At 34.7% G+C, this 23913-nt stretch carries 20 protein-coding genes; 10 read left to right on the top strand and 10 right to left on the bottom strand.

Translation table 11 applies throughout. From position 1 onward, the window contains the following. Nucleotides 1-943 precede the first annotated feature (943 nt). From EHC72_RS16375 to EHC72_RS16385, 3 genes are all read left to right on the top strand, one after another. Nucleotides 944-1555: a GNAT family N-acetyltransferase gene (locus EHC72_RS16375; RefSeq protein WP_131538788.1), complete on the top strand. Its 612-nt coding sequence runs from the start codon at nucleotides 944-946 to the stop codon at nucleotides 1553-1555. A 294-nt stretch (nucleotides 1556-1849) separates the two neighbouring features. Next, a complete protein-coding gene (locus EHC72_RS16380) occupies nucleotides 1850-2632 on the top strand; it encodes an AraC family transcriptional regulator (RefSeq protein WP_131538789.1) in 783 nt (260 codons plus the stop codon). A gap of 72 nt (nucleotides 2633-2704) precedes the next feature. Continuing rightward, nucleotides 2705-4480, top strand: a complete 1776-nt coding sequence (locus EHC72_RS16385) for a S41 family peptidase (RefSeq protein ID WP_131538790.1) — start codon at nucleotides 2705-2707, stop codon at nucleotides 4478-4480. Nucleotides 4481-4815: 335 nt separating this feature from the next. Here the strand turns inward: EHC72_RS16385 and EHC72_RS16390 are convergent, their stop codons facing one another. Continuing rightward, on the bottom strand, nucleotides 4816-5217 hold the full coding sequence (locus EHC72_RS16390) for a helix-turn-helix domain-containing protein (RefSeq protein WP_131538791.1): 402 nt from the start codon (nucleotides 5215-5217) through the stop codon (nucleotides 4816-4818). Nucleotides 5218-5341: 124 nt separating this feature from the next. Between EHC72_RS16390 and EHC72_RS16395 the strand changes: the two genes are divergently transcribed. Then, nucleotides 5342-6649, top strand: a complete 1308-nt coding sequence (locus tag EHC72_RS16395; protein ID WP_131538792.1) for a hypothetical protein — start codon at nucleotides 5342-5344, stop codon at nucleotides 6647-6649. Nucleotides 6650-7167: 518 nt separating this feature from the next. Then, a complete protein-coding gene (locus tag EHC72_RS16400) occupies nucleotides 7168-7971 on the top strand; it encodes a hypothetical protein (protein WP_131538793.1) in 804 nt (267 codons plus the stop codon). 3 nt (nucleotides 7972-7974) lie between these two features. On the opposite strand, the gene EHC72_RS16405 is transcribed toward EHC72_RS16400, so the two are convergent. The 8 genes from EHC72_RS16405 to EHC72_RS16440 form a co-directional block, all read right to left on the bottom strand. Continuing rightward, nucleotides 7975-9180, bottom strand: a complete 1206-nt coding sequence (locus tag EHC72_RS16405; RefSeq protein WP_131538794.1) for an MFS transporter — start codon at nucleotides 9178-9180, stop codon at nucleotides 7975-7977. A 135-nt stretch (nucleotides 9181-9315) separates the two neighbouring features. After that, nucleotides 9316-10131, bottom strand: coding sequence for a bifunctional hydroxymethylpyrimidine kinase/phosphomethylpyrimidine kinase (thiD, locus tag EHC72_RS16410; RefSeq protein WP_131538795.1), 816 nt, complete (start codon nucleotides 10129-10131; stop codon nucleotides 9316-9318). 123 nt (nucleotides 10132-10254) lie between these two features. Beyond that, nucleotides 10255-11661, bottom strand: coding sequence for a dihydrolipoyl dehydrogenase (lpdA, locus tag EHC72_RS16415; protein ID WP_131538796.1), 1407 nt, complete (start codon nucleotides 11659-11661; stop codon nucleotides 10255-10257). A gap of 153 nt (nucleotides 11662-11814) precedes the next feature. Beyond that, the gene (locus tag EHC72_RS16420; protein ID WP_131538797.1) at nucleotides 11815-12477 is read right to left on the bottom strand and encodes an HAD family hydrolase; all 663 of its coding nucleotides are present in this window, start codon (nucleotides 12475-12477) and stop codon (nucleotides 11815-11817) included. Between the two features lie 82 nt (nucleotides 12478-12559). Next, nucleotides 12560-12940, bottom strand: coding sequence for a helix-turn-helix domain-containing protein (locus EHC72_RS16425; RefSeq protein ID WP_131538798.1), 381 nt, complete (start codon nucleotides 12938-12940; stop codon nucleotides 12560-12562). 21 nt (nucleotides 12941-12961) lie between these two features. Then, a complete protein-coding gene (locus EHC72_RS16430; protein ID WP_131538799.1) occupies nucleotides 12962-13255 on the bottom strand; it encodes a type II toxin-antitoxin system HigB family toxin in 294 nt (97 codons plus the stop codon). 134 nt (nucleotides 13256-13389) lie between these two features. Continuing rightward, the gene (locus EHC72_RS16435) at nucleotides 13390-14556 is read right to left on the bottom strand and encodes an esterase-like activity of phytase family protein (protein ID WP_131538800.1); all 1167 of its coding nucleotides are present in this window, start codon (nucleotides 14554-14556) and stop codon (nucleotides 13390-13392) included. A gap of 143 nt (nucleotides 14557-14699) precedes the next feature. After that, a complete protein-coding gene (locus tag EHC72_RS16440) occupies nucleotides 14700-15521 on the bottom strand; it encodes a DUF6515 family protein (RefSeq protein ID WP_131538801.1) in 822 nt (273 codons plus the stop codon). A gap of 208 nt (nucleotides 15522-15729) precedes the next feature. Here EHC72_RS16440 and EHC72_RS16445 point away from each other — a divergent pair, with 208 nt between their 5' ends. The 5 genes from EHC72_RS16445 (at nucleotide 15730) to EHC72_RS16465 (ending at nucleotide 22914) form a co-directional block, all read left to right on the top strand. Next, nucleotides 15730-17598 carry a CocE/NonD family hydrolase gene (locus EHC72_RS16445; protein ID WP_131538802.1) on the top strand — a complete coding sequence of 623 codons (1869 nt, stop codon included), beginning with the start codon at nucleotides 15730-15732 and terminating at the stop codon, nucleotides 17596-17598. Between the two features lie 6 nt (nucleotides 17599-17604). Beyond that, entirely contained in the window at nucleotides 17605-19476 is a 1872-nt protein-coding gene (locus EHC72_RS16450; protein ID WP_131538803.1) for a CocE/NonD family hydrolase, read from the top strand. Nucleotides 19477-19478: 2 nt separating this feature from the next. Then, a complete protein-coding gene (locus EHC72_RS16455; RefSeq protein WP_131538804.1) occupies nucleotides 19479-21134 on the top strand; it encodes a M1 family metallopeptidase in 1656 nt (551 codons plus the stop codon). Between the two features lie 490 nt (nucleotides 21135-21624). Then, nucleotides 21625-22356 carry a head GIN domain-containing protein gene (locus EHC72_RS16460; protein ID WP_131538805.1) on the top strand — a complete coding sequence of 244 codons (732 nt, stop codon included), beginning with the start codon at nucleotides 21625-21627 and terminating at the stop codon, nucleotides 22354-22356. 111 nt (nucleotides 22357-22467) lie between these two features. Then, a complete protein-coding gene (locus EHC72_RS16465; RefSeq protein ID WP_131538806.1) occupies nucleotides 22468-22914 on the top strand; it encodes a DUF1572 family protein in 447 nt (148 codons plus the stop codon). Nucleotides 22915-22981: 67 nt separating this feature from the next. Here the strand turns inward: EHC72_RS16465 and EHC72_RS16470 are convergent, their stop codons facing one another. Then, complete coding sequence (locus tag EHC72_RS16470) at nucleotides 22982-23902, bottom strand: hypothetical protein (protein ID WP_246029446.1); 921 nt, start codon at nucleotides 23900-23902, stop codon at nucleotides 22982-22984. Nucleotides 23903-23913 lie beyond the last annotated feature (11 nt).

A 23913-nucleotide genomic window follows, 5' to 3' on the forward strand; every position in this document is an offset into this window, starting at 1 on the left:
AAAGTTAACAATCAGTTTAAAGACCGCCCAACCCAAGGGCGGTCTTTTTTTGTTTAATTTACAAGCAAGAGAATGCCAAAATTGCCTCCAAATCTTGTTGCCTATAACACAATAATATTGATGCAGGAGCAAGAATACTAACCACAGAAGCGAGAATACTTGGCAAGATAGTTTTTATTAAAAAAACATCAGCTGTTCGAGATGTTCCGCAGGGCATCCCGAACTAAAGAATAGTGAATATGCTTTAGGCATAAAAGGGTTTCTGGATTTGAAAATCCAGCTTTATCAATAGTACGAGATGCGCTGAAAAAGCTAACATCTCGAACAGCTGGTTTTTTCATGCACTGAAATTTTAATCCAACTTAACACATTTTGGAAACAAAAAAGTTGGAAACATTTTATTGTTTCCAGAAAAATTGTTTCCAAATCCAGAAACATTTTTTGCGGAAATTTTTTATTGTTTCGAGCAAAAATGTTTCCAACAGCATTCAAAACACTTTAAGACCTTTTTTCAGAAAATCAAATCAAAAGGAATTCGGCAAAAGGACCAAACACCATCGATATTTACAATTCTCGAACAAACGATAAAAGGGTTCTCAGAACCCGTGAATAAGCAAAGGCAAAAATGAGTGGATTATATTTTTCAAATATCCCAACAGTTGTTAGTGTTAAAATTTAGGCTGGACTTGAATAAATTTTGGATATGCAGTTTCCAAGAAAATTAATATCTTGCCGAAATAAATTAGCATCATGCTCTAGCTCAATTTATTCGCGTTTAAACGCTTACAAAAATTTAAATACGAATAAAGGATACTCAAAATACGCAACTATTAACTTGGATAAAATGCTCCAATGAACTACGATTAAAGATGTTGTGAATTGGTCGTTGCGTATATTTAGGAGTTACCTGCAAGCATTCCTATACCGCTTAATATTGAAAATTATGAATTTTGACTTTACAGAAAAATATATTTTAGAAAATAACTATGTTTTATTAAGACCTTTGGAAGTTTCAGACAAAGAAAAACTAATAAACTTTGCAATTAATGAACCTGAACTTTGGAAGTTCAATATTAATGGAGGAAACGGTAAAGAAAATTTTGACACCTACTTTGACACAGCAGTAAAATTATTTAAAGAGAAAAATCATTATCCTTTTATTGTTTTTGACAAAAGAAATAATGAATATGTAGGAATGACACGACTTTACGAAATCTCTAACGAATTTAAACGTATTGACATAGGGTTTACTTGGTATGGAAAAAAATTTCAAGGAACTGGACTAAACAAAAACTGTAAATATCTTCTTTTAGAGTTTGTCTTTGACAAACTACAAATGATAAGAGTAGGTTTCGGAGCAAACAGCAAAAACGAAAGAAGTATAAACGCTATGAAAAGTATTGGATGTAAAGTTGAAGGGATATTAAGACAATTTAGTAAAGATGCTGACGGAAAAATTATAGACGCATTAAAACTGAGTATCTTGAAAGACGAATGGGAAGAAAATGTAAAAAATAACTTAAAAGAACAAATTGAAAAATATGCCATCAGGTAACATGGGTTTTGCAATAGTGGAGCGAAACTGCAAAGTTCAACGGTATTGCTTCGATTAGCTGTTCGAGATGTTCCGCAGGGCATCTCGAACAAACGATAAAAAGGGTTCTCAGAACCCGTGAATAAGCAAAGGCATAAATGGGTTTCTTGATTTGAAAATCCAGCTTTAGCAATAGTACGAGATGCGCTGAAAAAGCTAACATCTCGAACAGCTAGACTTTTAATTTAACACTAAAACTGAATTAGTGACCAGAGTGAGAATTAACATTTTATCATTTAGCAAAATACACAACAGATGAGATCGAAAAAAGATATTAGTGATTATAAAAGATTATCCTTTCTTGATGGTATAGAACTATTATATGCTAAAAACCATACCCTTGATTTCCCAAATCATACACACAATACCTTCAATATTGCTTTAATACTCCACCAGTCCTTTAGTGCCAAATTGCGATCTAAACTTTTAAATGCACCAATTGGAACGATTTGCATCACAAATCCGGATGAGGTGCATGCCACACCTTGCGATAAACAAACAGGAAACACCTTTAATACTTTTTACATTTCACCCGATGTTCTAAAGGAAATTAATCACGGCAAGGATGTTTTCTTCAATGACAAAGTTATTTATAATCAAGCCCTTTTTAATTCCTTCTATTACCTTTCTCAGAATGTAAATAACCCACTTATAGATTTCGAAAAGTATTTACTTCGGTGCCTTACTGTTTTAGTTGAGGAATATTCTACCGAACTCAAATTTAAAAATTGTAAAACTCAGTTATTTCATACGTTTTTGGAAGAAGAAACATTTTTAAAATTTTCACTGGAAAAAACAGCTAAAGGTTTTGGGTTAGACAAATATAAATTTCTAAGGTTATTTAAACAAGAAACAGGACTTACGCCCAATAGCTTTATCATCAATAAACGGATTGAAAATGCTAAAAAACTAATCTCAGAAAATGGTAGCGATTTACTAGAAATTGCTATATCATCCGGCTTCTATGACACGGCACATTTTTGCAGAGACTTCAAAAAATATACTGGCGTAACACCAACAGCTTACAAAAATGCCTGATACCGACTGTTGCAATATTATACAATAGACTTTAATGAAAACAAGATAGATTTGTTAAATCAAAAAATTGAAATGTATAGATTAATCATCATCCTAAGTATACTAACAAGTAACATCTGCATAGCACAAAATATAACCAAGATTAAAGTTAATTCTAAATCTGAAAGGCATTCTATTGAGCGTAAGCAACAAGCCGAATTCGAAGTTCGGTTAACTAAAGATGTATATTATAATATTTCGGTAGAGCAGCTCGGAATAGATGTAGTAGTTTATTTAAAGGATGAAAAGAATAAAATTTTAGAACAAAAAGATAGCCCTACAGGTCAAAAAGGCATAGAAAAAATAGTGTTTTCACCTAATGTGTCAGGAAAATATATTATTGCGGTGAAACCACTTGAAGAAGCAGAAAACTCTGATAAAGGAGACTATACGATTTGCACCTCTACCCTTTCTGAAAATTTAAAAAAGTATAGCATTAAGGAACTCCAGCAAGATTTTGATTTCTTAAAAAATGCGTATCTGGAAACGCATGTTGGGTTGTGGTATAACAGTTATACACAATTTGACAGCCTTTGCAATGTCCAAAATGCTAAACTTCGCGACCAAATGACTGCTTTGGATTTCTATAAAATTGTTGCCCCAATCACCGCTTTTACAAAGGAAGGTCATTGTTATATTTCCACTTCCGATGGAATCAATGATTATTTTAAACAAAGTGGCGGTTATTTCCCCTTTCTTGTTAAAATCATCAACAGAAAAATATATGTACTAAATGATCATGAAGATCTTAAAACGAAAGGGTTAATGATTTCAAAAATTAATGGGCTTGATGCAGGTACTATATTGTCTAAATTCGAAAGTATTGAGCCGGCTGATGGTTATAATATCACCAGTAAAGAGCATTGGATAGAAAATTCATTTGCTAAATACTACCGGCGATTTTTTGAAAAAACAAAATCTTTTAAGATCGAATTTGTGTCTGCAACAGCAGATAACATTACTTACAATATTCCAGCTTTAACATCAAAAGAATATGCAATATTTTATCAAAAATTTATTAAGGAAAATACAGATTATAAATTTTCAAAACCATCAGAATTTTCACTTGATACTTTAAAAAATCTTGCCAAATTAACGGTAAACGATCTTGGATCGAGAAACTATAAGGGTGGTAAAAAGGGCTTTCAAAAGTATTTAGATGAGATCTTTACTACAATTAACAGCAAACACATAAAAAATCTAATCATCGATATTAGAAAAAACGAAGGTGGTTCGCAGGGAATGGAAGATATTTTGCTTTCCTATTTCAGCACTAAAAGTTATCAGAAGTATAAGTATGTTGAAATTCCATCATTTAGTTATTCTTTTCTAAAGTACACCGATTACAAAGACGAAGCAGACATCCTTAAAAAGGAATTATCGGAAGAATTTTATAAGGCAGTTGATGGAAGGTATCTGAACAAAAAAGGATATTATGATGGCCTTCCACCAAGTTCCATTCATTTCTATGGGAATGTTTACATTTTGATAAGCGGGTTGACTTTTTCTGGAGGTTCTGAATTTGCTTCACTTGCGAAAAACCATTCAAACGCAGTTTTTATAGGAGAAGAAACAGGAGGGGGATACTATGGCAATACCAGCGGAAGCTTTTTAAAATTCACCCTACCGAATACAGCATTACCTGGTAGAATTCCACTATGTAAGTTTGTGCTCGAAACACAAAACAATTCTATCCCATTTGGTCATGGTTTAAGTCCGGATTATGAAATTCGGCCTACTATTCAAGAATACTTAAATAAACAAGATGTGGAAATGGAATTAGCAAAAGCAATGATCCGAGAAAAATAGCAATTGAGAATCGTCTGTACGAATATTTGTTCAGCTAAAAACCTGCTGATTATAAATTTGACTATAGCGAATGCTCTTTTGCTGAATTTATTAATGATAATTTATGGCTAAAGCTATTTCAGTTAGAAGTTTTTCTTTAAGAGACATAATTTGCATGATAAATAAATATTCTGAGATAATTTTAGGAATAAGTTAGTTTAAAATATAGATTTCATACGGGAGTGATGATGTACTGTAGAATATTACTTCGAATGCATACCTTGGAAGGAATTCGAACCCGATTGCCATTTAATTTTAGCAATTAGTCTATAGAGTACTAATGAATAATTGTTAAATTATTTATTCTTCAAAATCTCTACTTTCTCTCGTTCGCTTTGCAACAAACGTTCGTATAGCTCTACTATTTTTTCAATAGTATTAAAGGTTGGTTGGTAGTTTAATGAACTTGCAATTAAAGTTGAATTATCACTGCTAGAATTGTGGTAGGTATTTGATATGATATTAAAAACCGCTTCTTCAGTAAAGTTTTTAATTCCTTCTGCTGTAACCCCCAAAACCTTAGCAATCTTTTCTAAAACTTCATCTTCAATGGTTTCGCTTTGTTCCAACTTACTTACCGCTTGCTGGCTAATGCCTAATTCGGTTGCAAGGGCATCTTGTTTCATGCCTCTTAATTCGCGTATGCGAGTAATTTTGCGACCTAAATGTGGTTTGTTGGTTTTATGTGCGGTTTCCATATTCCAAATATATCTAAATTATTTGTAGTGTAAAAAACAATACAAAGGTTGTTAAAAACATTTACCTGTGGTTGAGTACCCAGCTTTATAGTTACAAATTTAAAGCACATAAATACCTAACCTTATGCGCAACCAATTTACAAAGCCTTTGGCATTAAACAAGTGGTTTAGCTTACCATTTACGGCTAATAGTTTTACCCTTAGCTTAAATACTTTAAATGGTTTATCGGCCTACCGCAAAATCAGCAACCCCTACACTTTGGTAAACCTGCAAGGGCTAAATTTTACACATGGTATTTTGGAGTTAGCCGTACAATTAAATAAGGAGCCTGTAGAAAAGGTTTATTTAAATGTTACACCTACCGCCCTATTGGTAAGTTGCAGTGTAAATACTACTGATATTTATTTAAGCCGATACACTTATTTTGCTTTAAGAGATTTAATTGGCGTTGCCGAACAATATAGTTTTGAAATTTATTACTGGCCTAATTTTTTTAAGGAGAACGGCAAAAGCGATTATTTAAAAATAACTAAAGCTAAACAAGGTTTGTGCATAAGCCAAAAGGCTGGTTATAGCTTTTTAAAACCAAGTACCGTTTTACCAAAGCTTAACCTTGCCGAACCTGCTACCCTATCGCCTTTATGGTTTATTGATGAAAAACCTAATGTTACACAACCTTACACAGTTGGCTTTTGCCTTGCCTATACAGATTTAAAGCGTTGGCACACGCAACATTATCCTTTTTTAATACCTTATTGGGCTAAATTAACGCAAAACAAAACTGCTATTAAATATTTTAATGGCTTTGTTGGTACAGGTAGCACAGCACCTGCCTTTGTTTTAAGCCAAACACAAAGTTTGCTGATGGATATTTGTAAACAAATGCAAACCCTGGCCTTAATACAGCAACATGCTTTTACAGCCAATAGCTTAAATATTGATGCCATTAACCGTGCAAATGTTTTAAAACAGCGTAATTTATTTGTTTTATATCAACAGGCCTTGCCCTTGCTAAGCAGGCAACTTTTTAGTTTTTATTATTGCACACATGGTATGCGTAATGTAAAGGGCAAACCGCAAAAGCAGCTTTTAATACCTTGCTATTTTGCGTCCGATGTACCTGTGCTTTGTTTTATTTTAAAACAAAGAGGTGAATATATAGAACTGCAATTGAAGTTTAAAATTGGCACCCGGAGCTATACCCTACCCAATAATTTTATAGTTGGCTTTTTTGTTGCTGCTAAACAAATGCCTAGTCGTTTTTATTTATTGCGCAGCTTTAGAGATTATAGTTTGGTTGCATTTTTTGTTGCTTATAATTTTAAAATTTGTGTTTTAAAAGTACATTGGGTTTACTTTGAAGAGTTTTTAAAAGAACTGAGTAGATTATATTTTTCAAATATTCCAACAGTTGATGTTAATACAGGTTGAATTCCAGCTGTTCGAGATGTTCAGCAGGGCATCCCGAACTAAAGAATAGTGAATATGCTTTAGGCATAAAAGGGTTTCTAGATTGAAAATCCAGCTTTATCAATAGTACGAGATGCGCTGAAAAAGCTAACATCTCGAACAGCTGGACAAACAGAGAAGGCTATCTGCTAACAATGGTTTTGCAATAATCAGCTGTTCGAGATGTTCCGCAGGGCATCCCGAACAAACGATAAAAAGGGTTCTCAGAACCCGTGAATAAGCAAAGACATAATGGTAAAGCTAGATTTTGAAATCAAGCTTTACATTATATGAATCAAATTGATTGACATTCTGCAATTAGCTAATCTCAACAATATTCAAATTAGGTTCAATGTTATGTTTGCAAATAATTGGAATCCTGAAACTAAGAATGCCAATTGCAACCTCTTTAAGAAACTACAGTGTTTCCAATTCATTTATCGCTTTGCTAAAACCTCCATTACCAAACAAACTTATCCCCATCATTGTATATTACAGATATGTTTAAAGTTATCCTTAGTATTATTCTGGTTCATGTAGCAATGTTGGTTAAAGCACAACACCCGCCTATTTTTGATGCTATGACTACCGATACATCTGTTATTAAATTATATGATTTAGATGTGCAATTGGTAAAATATAGTTATAATGCTAATGGTGTAAAATTTTTAGTTGTACATGATGATGAAGATACTGGTGTAAAAGCTGGTTTTGATTATATAAAGTGGTATGGAGGTGAAATCATTGATAGTCAATATGGCAGTGTAAGAGATTATAATTTTACTTATATGGATGATCCATACCGGATTGATCCTAACGCGATATATACCAAAACAGGTGTACATACCCGCCTTAAAAAAAGCCAATACAGTACAACTGAGGTTGAAGAAGCCTTACTTAAAGCAGGGAAACAGATTATAGATTTTTACGATCCAAAATCAACAGGTTATATTTTAACGTTGCACAACAATGGCGATGGTGGTTTTGGCATTTCATCTTACCTGCCGGGATATGATTTATCTAGTACGGCAGATTCTGTATTTATCAATTTCGAAATGGATGGAGATGACTTAATTTATGTAACTGAGCCGAGATTATTTAGCAGCTTTAAAAAAGCAAATGTTAATGTAATTCTCCAATCTAAATTTGCTAGTAACGATGGCTCTCTATCTGTTTATGCTATGCAAAATAATATTCCATATATAAATGTGGAGGTACAGCACGGGCACTTAGATGAAAACTTTAGACTAATAGAGTTATCAGTAGCTATTTTAAAGGAGCACAATTTAATACAGAAAGAGTAGAAATTATTCTATTGCTTTAATTTTTGTTACGATAAAACTAACCAGCAAACCAAAGCAGCCAATTACAGCATAAGAATATTGGAGGCTTGATAGCTGTGAAATATACCCAATTAGAGGTGGGCCCATTAAAAAGCCAAAATAGCTAACACTTGATACAACAGCGATTGCCATGCCCGGTGCAATTTTTCCATTTTTACCTGCAACACTGTAAACTGTGGGTACAATACTGGAAACCCCAATACCTACTAACATAAAACCTAAGGTAGCGGTAACAACAAAAGGAAAAAGAACAGAAATAAACATGCCTGTAGAAATAATTAAGCCACTGATTTGAATGGTTTTTTTACGACCCATTTTAGCAATAATCTTATCGCCAACAAAGCGGCCGGTAGCCATCATAATCATAAAGGATGCATAACCTAATATAACGAGGGAAGTTGGGGCTTTAACAATTTCTTTAAAATACACACCGCTCCAATCAAACATTGCCCCTTCTGTTGCCATACTGCAAAAGCCAATAATACCCAATTGCAGCAAATCTCCTTGAGGCATTACAAATAACTTAGGTTTTCTTTCGCTTGTTGCACCTTTTCCGGGTACGAGATGCTTATAATTTAAGAAAACATTTACCCATATTAAAACTGCAATAACCCAAAAATGATAATATGGAATAATGTGTAGGTTAACCATTAATAAACCTAGTAAGGCACCAGAAAAACCAGCAATGCTCCATGCACCATGAAAGGAAGTCATAATAGGCCTTCCAAATAATTTTTCAGCTTCGGCACCCTGTGTATTAACGGCTATATTACACATATTACCTACTACGCCGAATATAAATAAAAATGCAGCCAAATGCCATGGAGCTGTTGCCAAACCTAAATTACTTAAAGCTAAAACATATAAAGGTGCGGTAATTGTTAAAATTCTTTTGCTTCCAAATTTTGTAACTAAACTACCTGAAATTGGCATGGTAACTAATTGGCCAAGTGGCAAGGCAAGTAAAATACTACCTAAAGCACCATCTGATAAATTTAAGCTGTGTTTAATATCTGGAATGCGGCTTGCCCATGAAGCAAAGGCAATTCCCTGTCCGAAATAAAATAAAGATACAGCAAGGCGAATTCTATTTGGGGTACTTTGCGCTACAGGTACATTTTTTACTTGTGGTGATTGGATGGTATCCTGTTTTGCGTGTGTTTCTTCCAAAATTTAGCTGTAATAATAAATAAATATAAGTAGACACAAAGGTCTTAAATCTATTGCTAATAGTCACAATTTTTAACATTTATCTTTAAAAGCAACATAAAAATTTACAGTTATCAGTTATAAAACCGTACTGTTTTAATGTATTATTAGTTTTAAAGGATCAAAAAAATGATTCAACGGGCCATTACCTGTTCCTGTTTTTACTGCACTGCCAGCTAAAATTGCATTACTGAGGTATTTCTTAGCCTTTTTTATTGCAACAGAAAGATTATTGTACTTCGCCATCTCGGCAGCAATAGCTGAAGAAAGTGTGCAACCTGTACCATGTAAATTTTTGGAAGGTATAAAAGGACTTTCGAAAATTACGGGTTCATGATCTCTCTCAATCAATACATCATACATAATAAGCCCCGGAAGATGCCCGCCTTTTATAAGCACTGCATTTACACCTTGATTAACGATATTTTTACCAGCGGTAATCATTTGTTCAACGCTGTTTATTTTTTGTCCCGATAGGATAATTGCTTCATCAATATTGGGGGTAATTAATGTAGCTGCAGCAAATAATTTTTCTTTAAGGTGTGTAATTGTATTGGATTCAATTAATTTATGACCGCTGGTTGCTACCATTACCGGATCCAAAATTATTGGAACTTTATCATATTTAATCAGCTCTTCATAAATTGCATCCACCACTTCGGCACGGTTAATCATTCCAATTTTAATGGCAACTGGTTTTATATCCGTTAAAACAGCTTGAAGTTGATCGATAATAACATGAACAGGAATGCTGTGAATTGATTTAACACCGAGCGTATTTTGCGCTGTTACAGCAGTAATAACAGATGTACCGTAGCAACCTAAAGCAGAAAACGTTTTTAAATCAGCCTGTATTCCAGCTCCGCCACCGCTATCAGAACCTGCTATGGTAAGCACATTAAAGTATTTCATAGATTGATGCTAATTTATTAAGCTAAAAATTAAACGAGAAAGGCACAAAGATCATCAGGTTTTTAACTACCTCATGCTCTTCGTGCCTATTATTAGCATTTTCTTAAATTAGAAATGCCTTAATTAAATGTGAATTGCTCTATTATCAGTAGCAGCTAAAGCAGCTTCTTTTAAAGCTTCTGTATAAGTTGGGTGCGCATGGCAGGTGCGTGCAATATCCTCTGCAGATGCACGGAATTCCATAGCAATAACAGCTTCTGCAATCATATCGGCAGCACGAGGTCCAATCATGTGTACCCCTAAAACTTCATCCGTTTCTGCATCAGCTAAAACTTTAATGAAACCATCGGTATCCATACTCGCCTTTGCACGTCCGCTTGCTTTAAAAGGAAAAGAACCTGCTTTATATTTTTTACCCTTTTCTTTTAATTGCTCCTCTGTTTGGCCAACAGAAGCAACCTCTGGCCAGGTATAAACAACTCCAGGGATTAGATTGTAGTTAATATGTGGTTTTTGGCCTGCAATAGTTTCTGCAACATAAGTTCCTTCATCTTCTGCCTTGTGTGCCAACATAGCGCCGGTAATAACATCACCAATTGCATAAACACCTTTAACTGAAGTTTCTAAATGCTCATTTACAGGGATTTTTTTACCTCTTTCTTCAACGGTAATTCCGATTTTATCTAAACCTAAACCTTCGCTGTAAGCGGTACGACCAACGGCTACGATGCAATAATCTGCATCAAAACTAACGGCTTCGCCTTTGGCATTATCTGCAGTAACGGTAACGGTTTTTCCTTTTACAGATGCTCCGGTAACTTTATGCCCCATAAAAAACTCCATGCCTAAAGATTTCTTTAACACACGTTGAAGTTCTTTACCTAAGCCAGCATCCATTGTAGCAATAATTGAAGGTAAAAATTCGATAACCGAAACTTTTGTACCTAAACGTGCATAAACAGAGCCTAACTCTAACCCGATAACACCGCCACCAATAACAACCATGGTTTTTGGCACTTCTTTAATATTTAAAGCTTCAGTAGAGGTAATGATGCGTTTTTTATCTATTGGTAAAAATGGCAATGCTGTTGGCTTAGAACCTGTAGCAATGATTACATTTTTAGCCGATAAGGTTTCTGTAGTACCATCTGCTTTGGTAACTAGAATTGTATTTTTATCAACAAAAGAGCCAACGCCTTCGAAAGAATCTATTTTATTTTTTTTGAATAAATATGTAATACCAGCAGTGTTTTGAGCTACTACATCATCTTTACGGGCAATCATTTGTTTCATATCAACCTTTAAATCTTTAAGGTTAATACCATGAGTGGTAAAGGTGTGGGCTGCGTTATGGAAATGTTCAGAAGAATCTAACAGTGCTTTTGATGGAATACAACCTACGTTTAAGCAAGTACCTCCAAAAGTTTTATATTTTTCTACTACGGCAGTTTTTAAGCCTAACTGGGCACAACGGATTGCTCCAACATAACCACCAGGACCTGAACCGATAACAACGACATCGTATTGCATAATTTATGGATTTTTTTTGATGACCCAAATGTAGAGAAAAAAGGCGAAAAGCTGAAAGTCAAAAGTTTAAAGACTCACCCTAAAAGGAACAATTTTACAATGAAAGTGTATTCTTAATTTTTATTTGGGATTGATTTTTTTCCGCTCTGTGCATTAAATTAATTCATGCTGAAGAATGTAATTCTTAGCTTCACAAAAATCAGGAAATAACTTATCTGCAATACTTAATTTTTCGTGATCGTTAATATTATTTTGAATAGCAAAACAAGTTATTTCTGCGGCAACGGCCGATTTTACGCCATTTATGGTATCTTCAAACACCAAGCAATACGCTTTAGGTATATTTAGCTTTTGGCAGCAAATGTTATAGCTTTCCGGATCGGGCTTGCTTTTTGTAACTTCAGTTCGGGTAATAACTAAGCTAAAATATTTATCAAGTCCATTTCTTTCAAATACAGCTTCAACATCTTTACGTGGACTCGAAGTGACTAATGCCATTGTTAATCCTTTATTGTAAAAATAATCAAGAAATTCAGTTACATGTGGCATCAGGTTAACATCTTTAGTTTTTAACCTTTCTAGCGTTAGGTTTTCCCTCCTAATTACAACATCTTCCAATACGGCGTTGATATTATACTTTTCGAGTAGGTTTTTAGCATTTACTGGTAATGGAACACCAGCATAAGTTGCAAGCCAATCCTGGTAGGTTAAGGAAACATTATATTCTTCGAGAATTTCGTTCCAACATTCATAGTGAAAAAATTCAGAATCGATAAGCGTACCGTCTAAATCGAATAATAATGCTTTAAATTTCATAAGGAGGTGTTTAATAATTTTTAGCCTAAAACATTCCTGTATGATGGAATAATAAGGTAAATCAGTTTTATAGTTATAGATGTTAACCTTTTAAAGAATACTCTTGAATTAGCATATCTGCGGGGATGTGTAAAGCTGTGCTAAACTTCCTAATCATGCTTAAAGATAAAAACCGTTGGTAATTTAGCACCTTACTAATGTTGCCCTTGTCACCGTATTTCTTGGTTAAATCTGCTGGTTTTAAGCCAAACTCTTCCATTCTTATCTTTATTGTTTCAATAGGATCTACAGTTGGCAAATCCCACTCTTTGTTTTCATAATCTGAAATAAGATGTACCAGTAACATTTTCTCTCTGTACTCAGCAGAGCTTTTTGATGCATATTTTATTTCTTCGTAACGAGAGGTTGCAAGGTTATAATCTTCCTCATTCTCTAATAAAAACCATTGAGTTGCTGTACTCATAACTTTCTAATTTTAGACTATTTATATTTTAATTGCATCAATTTTATCATATTCGGCATGTGTACCAACAAACCTTATTTCAACAATATCATCCTCAAAATCTACTTCAATTATAATACGATATTTATTGCCAACTATTTTGAATCTAGCTCGCCGACCATTTATAATTTTTGAATTAGGAAAACTCTTTGCTATGTCTAATGGGGTTTTCCATATTACTTTTCCAACAATTATCTTCCAAACTGATAGGCTCTTAGTTGCGTCTGCATGTTTTTTGCTGAAGTCCATCAGCTTCTTTAAATAAACTATTCTCATTTGGAGAAACTTTAATTGTAAATAAAAGAGAAAGTGTATAAAAGAAAAACATTATTTCTTACTTAAAAATAGAAGGCTATACAAACATAACAAAAAGTTGTCTAAACGACAACCACAGTTTGTATTAATTTCTTTTAAGGAATTACTTCAAATAAAAAGATTTGTCCCTTTTCATTCTTGGCAAAGTTATCATCAACAATAAAAATTAAGGTATTGTGCCCGTTGGGTAATTTCGGACCAAATGTTACCCCTTCAAAATTATCAATATACCTGTTTAAGGTATCAAAATCAAACAGTAGTTTCTTTTTAAGTGGTTTAGGAGGGTTTTTAACAAAAGAAGGATTATTAATTTCATTCTCTGCATCATTTAAATCAACTAAGAAAATTTTAATAAAAGTATGGTCATCATGTCCTTTAGCCCAAGCACGCTCCATAACCAATAAAGTATGATTGTTTACAGCCAAAATTTCTGATATTCCATTTATATTCCAATCCATATCAACTGAAGGCTTAACCGGTAATTCGCCTAGGTTGTATGCATATTGAGCGGTGTTTTTTTTCGTTTTTGCATCAAATTTCAAAATTCTGGTTAGTGCCTTATCGTACCCAAAACTAGCTTTCGGTCCATCTTCATATCTTGGTTCTTCTAAACTAGTGTAAATGGTATTATAATTATCAGCATAGGTTGTTCCTTCAAAAAGGGCATTTTTTCTAACACCATTTTCAGTTTTTGTAAACTGAAAGCCAGCGGGCAAAGGAATGGTATCTACAAAACTTCCATTCAAATTAATATTAGTTAGCGTAGGTTGCACAATCATAGTATCACCATTTTTAAACAAACGTTCGCCTTCACTGCTCCAAAGTAATTGCTTGGTTAATGGATTATAACGTACAGATTCGCCATCGGCCTTTACCTTTTTTGTGGTTCCAAATTTTGGAAACTGCTGTCCGTTTTCCTGCAACATAAACGTAACGCCAGTAAATTTTACGGTATCTATTTTGTTGTCTTTAATGTCAATTTTTGCGGTATAAATTCTTGCTGGGCTAAACTGCGAAGGATCATCACTTATGATAAAATATTGGTTATTCTGCGCATCATAATCTATTCCTGATAAACCTCCAACTATGGTATTATTATAATCCAGGTGATAAGGAAGCGTATACTCGCTTAAAAACTTAATTGCGGAGATGGTGGTTTCTTTCTCTTGCTTTTTAGATACTAACCGCTGATTGCTGCAGGCGCATAGCAAAGTAAAACTTAGAAGTAAAAACGAGCGTACGGATATTGTAATTAGTTTCATTCTATGCCAAAATATATTGATTGTAAAAGTATATAATGTTGTATAAAAGAGGGCATAAAAAAGCCACAGAACTTTAAACACTACAGAGAAATTATAAATCTACCTGTATGCTAAACTTCTGTGGCGGCAAAAACTACTGGCTATTAAAACAACTTACCAATAACGCGATAACTTGTTTTGTTTCCATCTATCACTTCTTCGTAGTAAACATCATCTGGAGAAACGAAATATTTCTCATTTTTAATGGTTACTTCTCTACATCCTTCGGGCAATTGATCTATAATATCGCCAATTTGATAGTTTGAAGCAGGATTATCGCCTGTATTTAAAACTCCATCCTTACCTGCTACCACATAAACTGCTTTGCCATCGGCATTGGTACTTTGGGTGTAGTAAACACCTTTATATTCGTAATAATTCTGCCCATTAATGGTTACTTGCTGTGCATCTGATGGTAAACTTGGCACTTCTGCACCTACTGGCGGTACAACCACTTCGTAATTATCATTATTTTGTTGATAAAATAAACCACCTGAATAATAATATTGACTTGGCCCAAACCAGAAAGGATAATAACCAAATGGCAATACATTAATACGGAAACCTAAAAATGGCCTGTAATAATTATAATAGCTATAATATGGTCTATAGCCAAAATGTGGCCTATAGCCATAGCCTGGTCTGTATCCTGGGCGATAACCTGGACGGCCGGGGGCATAGCCAGGACGACCCGGGCGATAACTGCTAACACCTGGGGCGCGTGAAATTCTTCCACCTGATGAAGCCTGCATTGAGGGCTGCCTTGAAAAAGAACCACCTCTTGATGCTCCAACAGAACTTGTTCTTCCGCCACCGCCACCTCCGCTCCTGCTTGCACGTTGTGCAGATGCAGAATCTATATTTAATGTAGCAATCATTGCTGCTACAGCAACAACAGCTAATCCTTTATTAATTAAACTCTTCATTTCTATATGTTTAAATGATTTATGAGTAAGACGATAAAACTGTTTAAAAGATTATCGCAACACTTAAATTTAACTAAATTCTGATACAGAAATGACGAATTAGGCAAATAAAATCTATTCCATTTGCTAACAAACCTTTTACCTGATGTTTTTTATCCAATCAATCCTTATATCTATCTTTAAATTTTATTCCTCAAAACTATTTTAAATGAACTTTACTAAACTTTGCAGCCTTGTATTTTTCTTAATCTTTTCCAATCAATTACTTGCCCAGCAAACAGATTCGGCCTATGTAAGAGAGAATTATACTAAAATAGAACGCCAGATTGCAATGCGTGATGGTGTAAAACTTTTTACATCTATTTATATTCCTAAAAATCAATCAAAGAAATACCCTTTCCTAATTAACAGAACACCATATACAGTGTCGCCTTATGGAGAAGATAAGTATAAAACCAGTTTAGGTAATTTTCCGGCAATGATGCGCGAGGGATTTATTTTTGTTTATCAAGATGTTAGAGGAAAGTGGATGAGTGAGGGTACTTTTGAGGATATTCGCCCGCAGGCGACCAAAAAGGGCAAAAAAGATATTGATGAAAGTACAGATACTTACGATACAATTGATTGGTTGGTTAAAAACATTAAGAACAATAATGGCAACGCAGGTATTTATGGTATTTCATATCCTGGTTTTTACTCTACAACGTCCTTACCTAATGCACACCCAGCTTTAAAAGCTGTTTCGCCACAGGCGCCCGTTACAGATTGGTTTATGGGCGATGACTTTCATCACCGTGGAACTTTGTTTTTGATGGATGCCTTTAGCTTTATGAGTACTTTTGGCGTACCGAGACCAAAACCAATTACACCAGATAAAGGCCCTAAAGGTTTCCAATTCCCTATTCAGGATAACTATCGTTTTTACTTAGAGGCTGGATCACTTAAAAACCTGAAAGAAAAATATTTTGCAGATAGCATTAAATTCTGGAATGATTTATTTAAACATTCAAACTTAGATACGTTTTGGAAATCACGTTTAATTTTACCCCACCTAACCAATGTTAAGCCTGCAGTTATGGTTGTGGGTGGTTTTTTTGATGCCGAAGATGCTTATGGAACTTTTGCAACTTATAAAGCCATTGAGAAACAAAACCCTGGAGCAAATAATATTTTAGTTGCCGGGCCATGGTTTCATGGTGGTTGGGTTAGAAGTGTTGGCAACAGTTTTGGCGATATTCAATTTGGACAACCAACAGGTACACAATATCAGGAAAACTTTGAACTACCCTTCTTTAAGCATTATTTAAAAGGTGAAGGTAATTTTAACGCCGCCGAAGCTAATATTTTTGTAACGGGAAGTAATGAATGGAAAAAATTTACAACCTGGCCACCACAAGAAACCGAGACTAAAAATTTATACCTGCAACCTAATGGTAAGCTTGGTTTCGAAAAAGTTGGTAGAACCGATAGCTGGGATGAATATGTGAGCGATCCAAATAATCCGGTACCTTATCAAGATGGCATTCAAGCAAGAAGAACCCGCGAATATATGATTGACGACCAACGTTTTGCTGCTCGCCGACCGGATGTTAAAAGTTTTGAAACAGATGCTTTAACAGAGGATATTACGTTAACTGGACCAGTTTTAGCCAACTTGGTTGTATCTACCACCGGAACAGATGCTGATTACTTGGTTAAATTAATAGATGTTTATCCGGAGGATGCACCAAACCCTACACCTAACCCAAAAAACATTATTATGGGTGGTTACCAAATGTTGGTAAGAGGTGAAATTATGCGAGGAAAATACCGCAATAGCTTCGAAAAGCCTGAGCCATTTGTACCTGGCGCAATAACAAAGGTAAATTATCCCTTGCCTGATGTTGCTCATACTTTTAAAAAAGGACATAAAATTATGATTCAAATTCAGAACTCTTGGTTCCCACTGGCAGATAGAAATCCTCAGAAATTTATGGATATTTATCAGGCAGAAAAGGGAGATTTCCAAAAAGCTACTCAAAAAATTTACCACGATACATTTAACAGTTCTTATATTACCGTATCTGTTTTAAAATAAAACCAAATGAAATACCTCAAACTAATTGTTTCCGTTATTATTTTCTCTTCATCGGCAGCATTTGCACAAAGTGACGCCAATTATGCAAAAGAAAATTATACTAAGAAAGAAGTTTACATCACCATGCGTGATGGCGTAAAACTTTTTACAGCTATTTATACACCCAAAGATGCATCAGCGCAGAAAAAATACCCTATGATTATGCAACGCACCTGTTATAGCATTGCTCCATATGGGGAAAATAAATTCCCTTCGCGTTTAGGTCCTTCTGATTTAATGATGAAAGAGGGCTATATTGTTGTGATGCAGGATGTACGTGGCCGTTGGAAAAGTGAGGGCACCTGGACAAACATGACACCGGTAATAGACAATAAAAAATCTAAAACGGATGTGGATGAAGGTTCTGATACTTATGACACTATTGATTGGTTGGTTAAAAATGTAAGCAACAACAATGGCAAGGTTGGTCAGTGGGGTATTTCTTACCCTGGTTTTTATACCGCAGCAGGCATTTTAAGTAATCATCCTGCTTTAAAAGCTTCATCGCCACAAGCACCAATTTCCGACTTTTTCTTTGATGATTTTCACCACAATGGCTCTTTCCTTCAAAGTTACTTCATGACTTTTCCTGTATTTGGTGTTCAAAAAACTGATACCACTTCAAAAGCATGGTACAATAACCAAATGATTAAGCCAAACACTAAAGATGGTTATCAATTTGCATTAGATCTTGGTTCATTAAGCAACGCTGATAAATATTATAAAGATAATTTTTACTGGCAGGAAACGGTTAACCATCCAAATTACGATGAATTTTGGCAAAAGCGTGGATTATTGAAACACTACGGCACCATTAAACCAGCAGTAATGTTAGTTGGTGGTTGGTATGATGCGGAAGATTTATCGGGCCCTTTAAATATTTATAAAACCATAGAAAAGAAAAACCCAAATGCGTATAATACTATTGTTATGGGCCCATTCGGACATGGAAGATGGAGCCGTGAAACTGGCCATACCATGCATAGCAATGTGTATTTTGGCGATAGTATTGCTACTTTTTATCAAAAAAATATCGAATCGAAGTTTTTTAACCACTTTTTAAAAGGCAGTGGTGATAAAAATTCTGGCTTACCAGAAGCCTACATGTTTGATACGGGCAAAAAACAATGGGAAACGTTTACCAAATGGCCTACAGAAAAAGCTACTAAACAAAAGTTATATCTTTCTGCAGATGGAAAATTAAGTATGGTGGCTCCAGGCGCAACTGCTTCAGTTAATTACATCAGTGATCCTGCTAAACCAGTTCCTTATACCGAAGATATTACAACAACTTTAGGCTTTACACCGCACAATTACATGAGTGAAGATCAGCGTTTTGCTGGTCGCAGACCAGATGTATTGGTTTATCAAACCGATGTTTTAACAGAAGATGTTACGTTGGGAGGTGAAATTATGTCGCACTTAAAAATTGCTACAACAGGAACAGACGCTGATTTTTTTGTAAAGCTGATTGATGTATATCCTGGAGATGAGCCAAATAACCCATACATGCCAAACAAAAACATTACGTTAAGTAATTACTGGCAAATGGTACGCTCAGAAATTATGCCTGCACGTTTTAGAAACAGTTTCGAGAAGCCAGAGGCTTTGATAGCTAATCAAAAAACTGATGTAAATTTCCGCTTGCAGGATGTGTTGCATACCTTTAAAAAAGGGCACAGAATTATGATTCAGGTACAAAGTACAGCCTTTCCTTTATTTGCACGCAACCCACAAAAGTTTGTTGATAATCCTTATAAAGCAACAGAAGCGGATTATATAAAGGCTACACAAACCGTTTTTAATGATAGTTTTGTAGAAGTAGATATTATTAAATAAAAATGAAGAAGCTTTTAGTTTTAATTGCCCTAAGCTTGGGCATTTCTTCCGCTAATGCGCAGTTATTGGGCAAAGATCAGCCAAATTCTCGTGCGGATAGTTTGCGTGGAACTTTAACTCCACTTCGTACTTGTTACGATATTAATTATTACCACCTGGATGTTAAAATAGATATCGATCAGAAGTTTATTAGTGGAAGTAATGAGTTTGCTTTTACTGCTACACAGGATTTCACTAAATTACAATTTGATCTTTTTGCAAATCTTAAAGTAGAGAAAGTAGTTTATCAAGGCACAGAATTACCTTTTACAAGAGAGTATAATGCTGTATTTGTTACTTTTAATAAAACTATAAAAAAAGGTAGCAAAGAAAAGTTTACTGTTTTTTATTCGGGCAACCCGGTTATTGCAAAAAGACCACCTTGGGATGGCGGTTTTATTTTTAAGAAAGATTCGGATGGAAATCCATGGGTTTCTGTAGCCTGCCAGGGTTTTGGTGCCAGCTGCTGGTGGCCTAATAAAGATCACCAAAGTGATGAGGTGGATAGTGTTTTAATTAGCATTAGCGTACCCAAAGGTTTGCAGGAAATTTCTAACGGAAAATTAAGAAATACTGTCGAAAAACCTGGTGGATACACTCAATATAATTGGTTTGTAAGCAATCCGATTAACAATTATAGTGTAACTTTTTACATTGGTAAATATGCGCACTGGCAAGATACCTTCGCTGGTGAAAATGGAAACTTAAGCATCGATTATTGGTCGTTAAAAGCCGATAGTGCTAAAGCCCGCCCACACTGGGATGCAGATGTAAAGCCGATGTTAAAATGCTTTGAATACTGGTTTGGTCCATATCCATTTTATAAGGATGGCTACAAACTTGTACAAGCTCCGCATTTAGGTATGGAACATCAAAGTGCCGTTGCTTATGGAAATCAATTTAAAAAAGGTTATTTAGGCCGCGATTTAAGTGGTACAGGCCACGGTTTAAAATGGGATTTTATTACTATCCATGAAAGCGGACATGAGTGGTTTGGCAACAATATTACCTCGAAAGATATTGCGGATATGTGGATTCATGAAGGTTTTACCAACTACTCTGAAGTTTTATTTACGGAGTGTACCGAAAATAAGGACGCTGGTAATGAATACGCAGTTGGCCTACAGAAAATTATCTCAAACGATATTCCAATTATTGGTCCTTATGGTGTAAATAAAGAAGGATCTGGAGATATGTATCCAAAAGGTGCAAACTTGGTACACACCATCCGTCAGTTAATGAATAATGATGAAAAGTTTAGACAATTACTTAGAGGTTTGAACAAAACTTTTTACCATAAAACCGTAACTACAGCAGAAATTGAGAATTATATTATTAAACAAAGTGGTTTAAAATTGGATAAGGTTTTCGACCAGTATTTACGCCATACTCAAATTCCAACGCTTGAATATAAAGTTAATGCAGGTATTTTATCTTATCGTTGGGTAACAGATGTAACTGGTTTTGATATGCCAATAAGAGTAACCTTAAAAAATGGTTCCTATAGTTTAATTAAACCAACCAACGATTGGAAAACCACAAAGATTGATGCGGATGTTACAGCAGCAAACTTTAAAACCGATCCTCAGTTTTATATTAAATCCAAAAGTGTAGAATAAAAAAACTCAAAGAAATACAGTGTTAAAAGGTGGAAGAAATTTAAATTTCTTCCACCTTTTTTATTTTTTACTCCAAGCACAAACTTTGTATGTAAACCATTTTTACCAAAGTTTCATTTCCAAATGATCTAAAATATTTAAGCTATTCGGGATGTTAGTGCAACGCATCCCGAATAAAAAATAAATTAGGATTTTAAATCATTTCGCATCAAAATCATGGCTCCCAGGCACAAAAGGTTGAATTTAAACCTGATTGAAACGGCATCCCGACATTTTTCTGTCGGGATAGAGTGTAAAGCGGGGCTTCAATTGCCATGTTTACCGAAGTGTTCATTTCCAAATCATCTAAAATGTTCTGTTCGACAAGCCTTTACATACACGCAAGAAAAATTTTATTGTTGGTGCAACTTTTGCTTAGCTCAGTCGTCTTATATTTAAAATTAATAATCAGCCTAAAGGAAATTCCCTGGGGCGCTAAACCTATAAAACAATGAAAAAAATATTCTCTATTCTATGTGCAGCATTAATATTTACGGCAGGTTTTAATACTGTAATGGCTGCTTCTGTTAAAAGTAATATCACTAAAATTACTGGCGATGAGCGTGAGGTAAAAAACTTTAATGGTATTGCTGCTGGTGGTCCAATTACGGTTATTGTAAAATTAGGCAATACAGAAAGTTTAAAATTTGAAGGCGATGCTGATGCTATTTCTACTTTGGTAGCTGAAGTAAAAGGTTCTATTTTAATTATCCGCCCGGAAACAAGCTGGAAAAGTTGGTCGAGAAAATATGAAGGCAAAAAAATTATTGCTTATGTAACGGCAAAACAAATTAGCAGCTTAACAATGAGTGGTGATGGAAGCATTTCAGTTGAGGGTACGGTTAACACTTCAGATTTAGCTACAACAATTAGCGGTTCTGGTAAAGTAAATGTAAATACAAATGCCAGAAAGGTAACCAGTGTAATTAGTGGTTCTGGTAATTTAAATATCTCTGGCAAAACCGAAGAAGCGAGTGTAACCATCAGTGGTTCTGGCGCTTTTAATGGCAAAAGTTTAACTACTCAAGATTTCTCTACACGCATTAGCGGTTCGGGTTCAGTTAATATTCATGCAGATCGTAAGCTTAATGTACTTATAAGCGGTTCGGGTAGCGTAAATTATAGTGGCAATCCTGAAATTGATAAAACGGTAGTTGGATCAGGAAGAATACGTAAAATATAATCTCATTTAAACACATAAATGATGGGCGCTTGCTTTTTGCAAGCGCTTTTTTTTGTCCATATTTTTTCAATTCCAGATAAACGTTAATGTTAAAACTATTAATTTGCAGCTATGCTAACACAAACATTAATTTGGCTTTTTAATAGAGATTTAAACAAACTCAAATTTGAAATAGAATCATATAAAACAGAATCCAATCTTTGGGTTATAGACAAGGGTATTTTAAATTCTGCTGGAAATCTTTGCTTGCATCTAATTGGAAATCTCAATACTTATATCGGTGCAACGCTTGGCCAATCAGGGTATGTGCGCAACCGAGAATTGGAATTTTCTTTGAAAAATATTCCTCAGCAAGAACTGGTGAAAAAAATTGAGGATACCATTTTGGTTTTAAATAAAACCCTTGAAGTTTTAACAGAAAACGACCTAAACGCTGAATATCCGCTTGTGGTTTTTGAAGATAAAATGACTACAGAATTTTTTCTCGTTCATTTAACTACCCATTTAACGTATCATTTAGGACAAATAAACTACCACAGGCGTTTGTTGGATTTATAGGAAAGGCAGCACTTGGAAGAATTCACCTGAAACGAGTGTATAATATCGTTTCAGGTGAATTATAATTTTAAAACTGAACGCCAATAGCGAAGAAGTTTTCTATATAGTTAATTTTCTGACTTGCTTTATCATACTCATCATAACCTGTTGTGTGTACTGTTTTCAAATTAGTAGTACCGAGTTTAGTGGTATTTTGGAAATAAACATGTTTCCATGGATAAAATTTCAGTCCTGCCTCAACAGAAACACCATAACCTGCAACATTCCAGTGATTGTTTCTTCCCAATTGAAATAAACGTACATCAGAGCGTGGCACAATCATTCCAAAGCCAACACCAGTTTCTAAAGTTAAAGAAGTATTTCCTGAAGGCGCAACCCAAATATCATCATAACGAGCAACTTCAATATTGGCATAATTGAAACCATCGGTATGTTCATAAGTAAGCATTTTATCCGTTACATTAATTTTTTCGCCGTTGTATGTGCCAGCCAAAGCCCCGGTTGGAACATTTTCTACAGTGATATTTGGACCGATATAGCCTGTAATTGCCACCGTTTGCGGGATATCCATTACATATTTCATATGATCCCAACCAATTGATACGCTATAATTATCTTTTATAAAATAACCTACACGAATATTATATTGAGGCACGGAAATTAATGCAGGGTTTAAATAATTCCAATCTAATTTTGATTGTCTATCATGCGCAACAACATCTTTTAAAGTAAAATCGTAGTTTGGCCCGGTAAATCTAATATCACTTTTATCATACCAGGAATGGTTATACCCCCAGTGAAAAAAGAAATCGCCCTTTCGGGAAAAATTCCTTTTATGCTCAGGATTAAATAAGCTTTTTGAAGCTGGAGAATTCTCTGTTGCAGAGGTTTTTATCTCTTGGGCCTGCATCCGCCTGCCAAATAAAAGTGCAATAAATAAAATAGAAATTCGTTTCATCGCCGCAAATTGAGCAAAAAGCAAACTCATTTACAACTTAT

Origin of the sequence: Pedobacter nototheniae (genome assembly GCF_004335085.1) — a bacterium.
Lineage (GTDB): Bacteria > Bacteroidota > Bacteroidia > Sphingobacteriales > Sphingobacteriaceae > Pedobacter > Pedobacter nototheniae.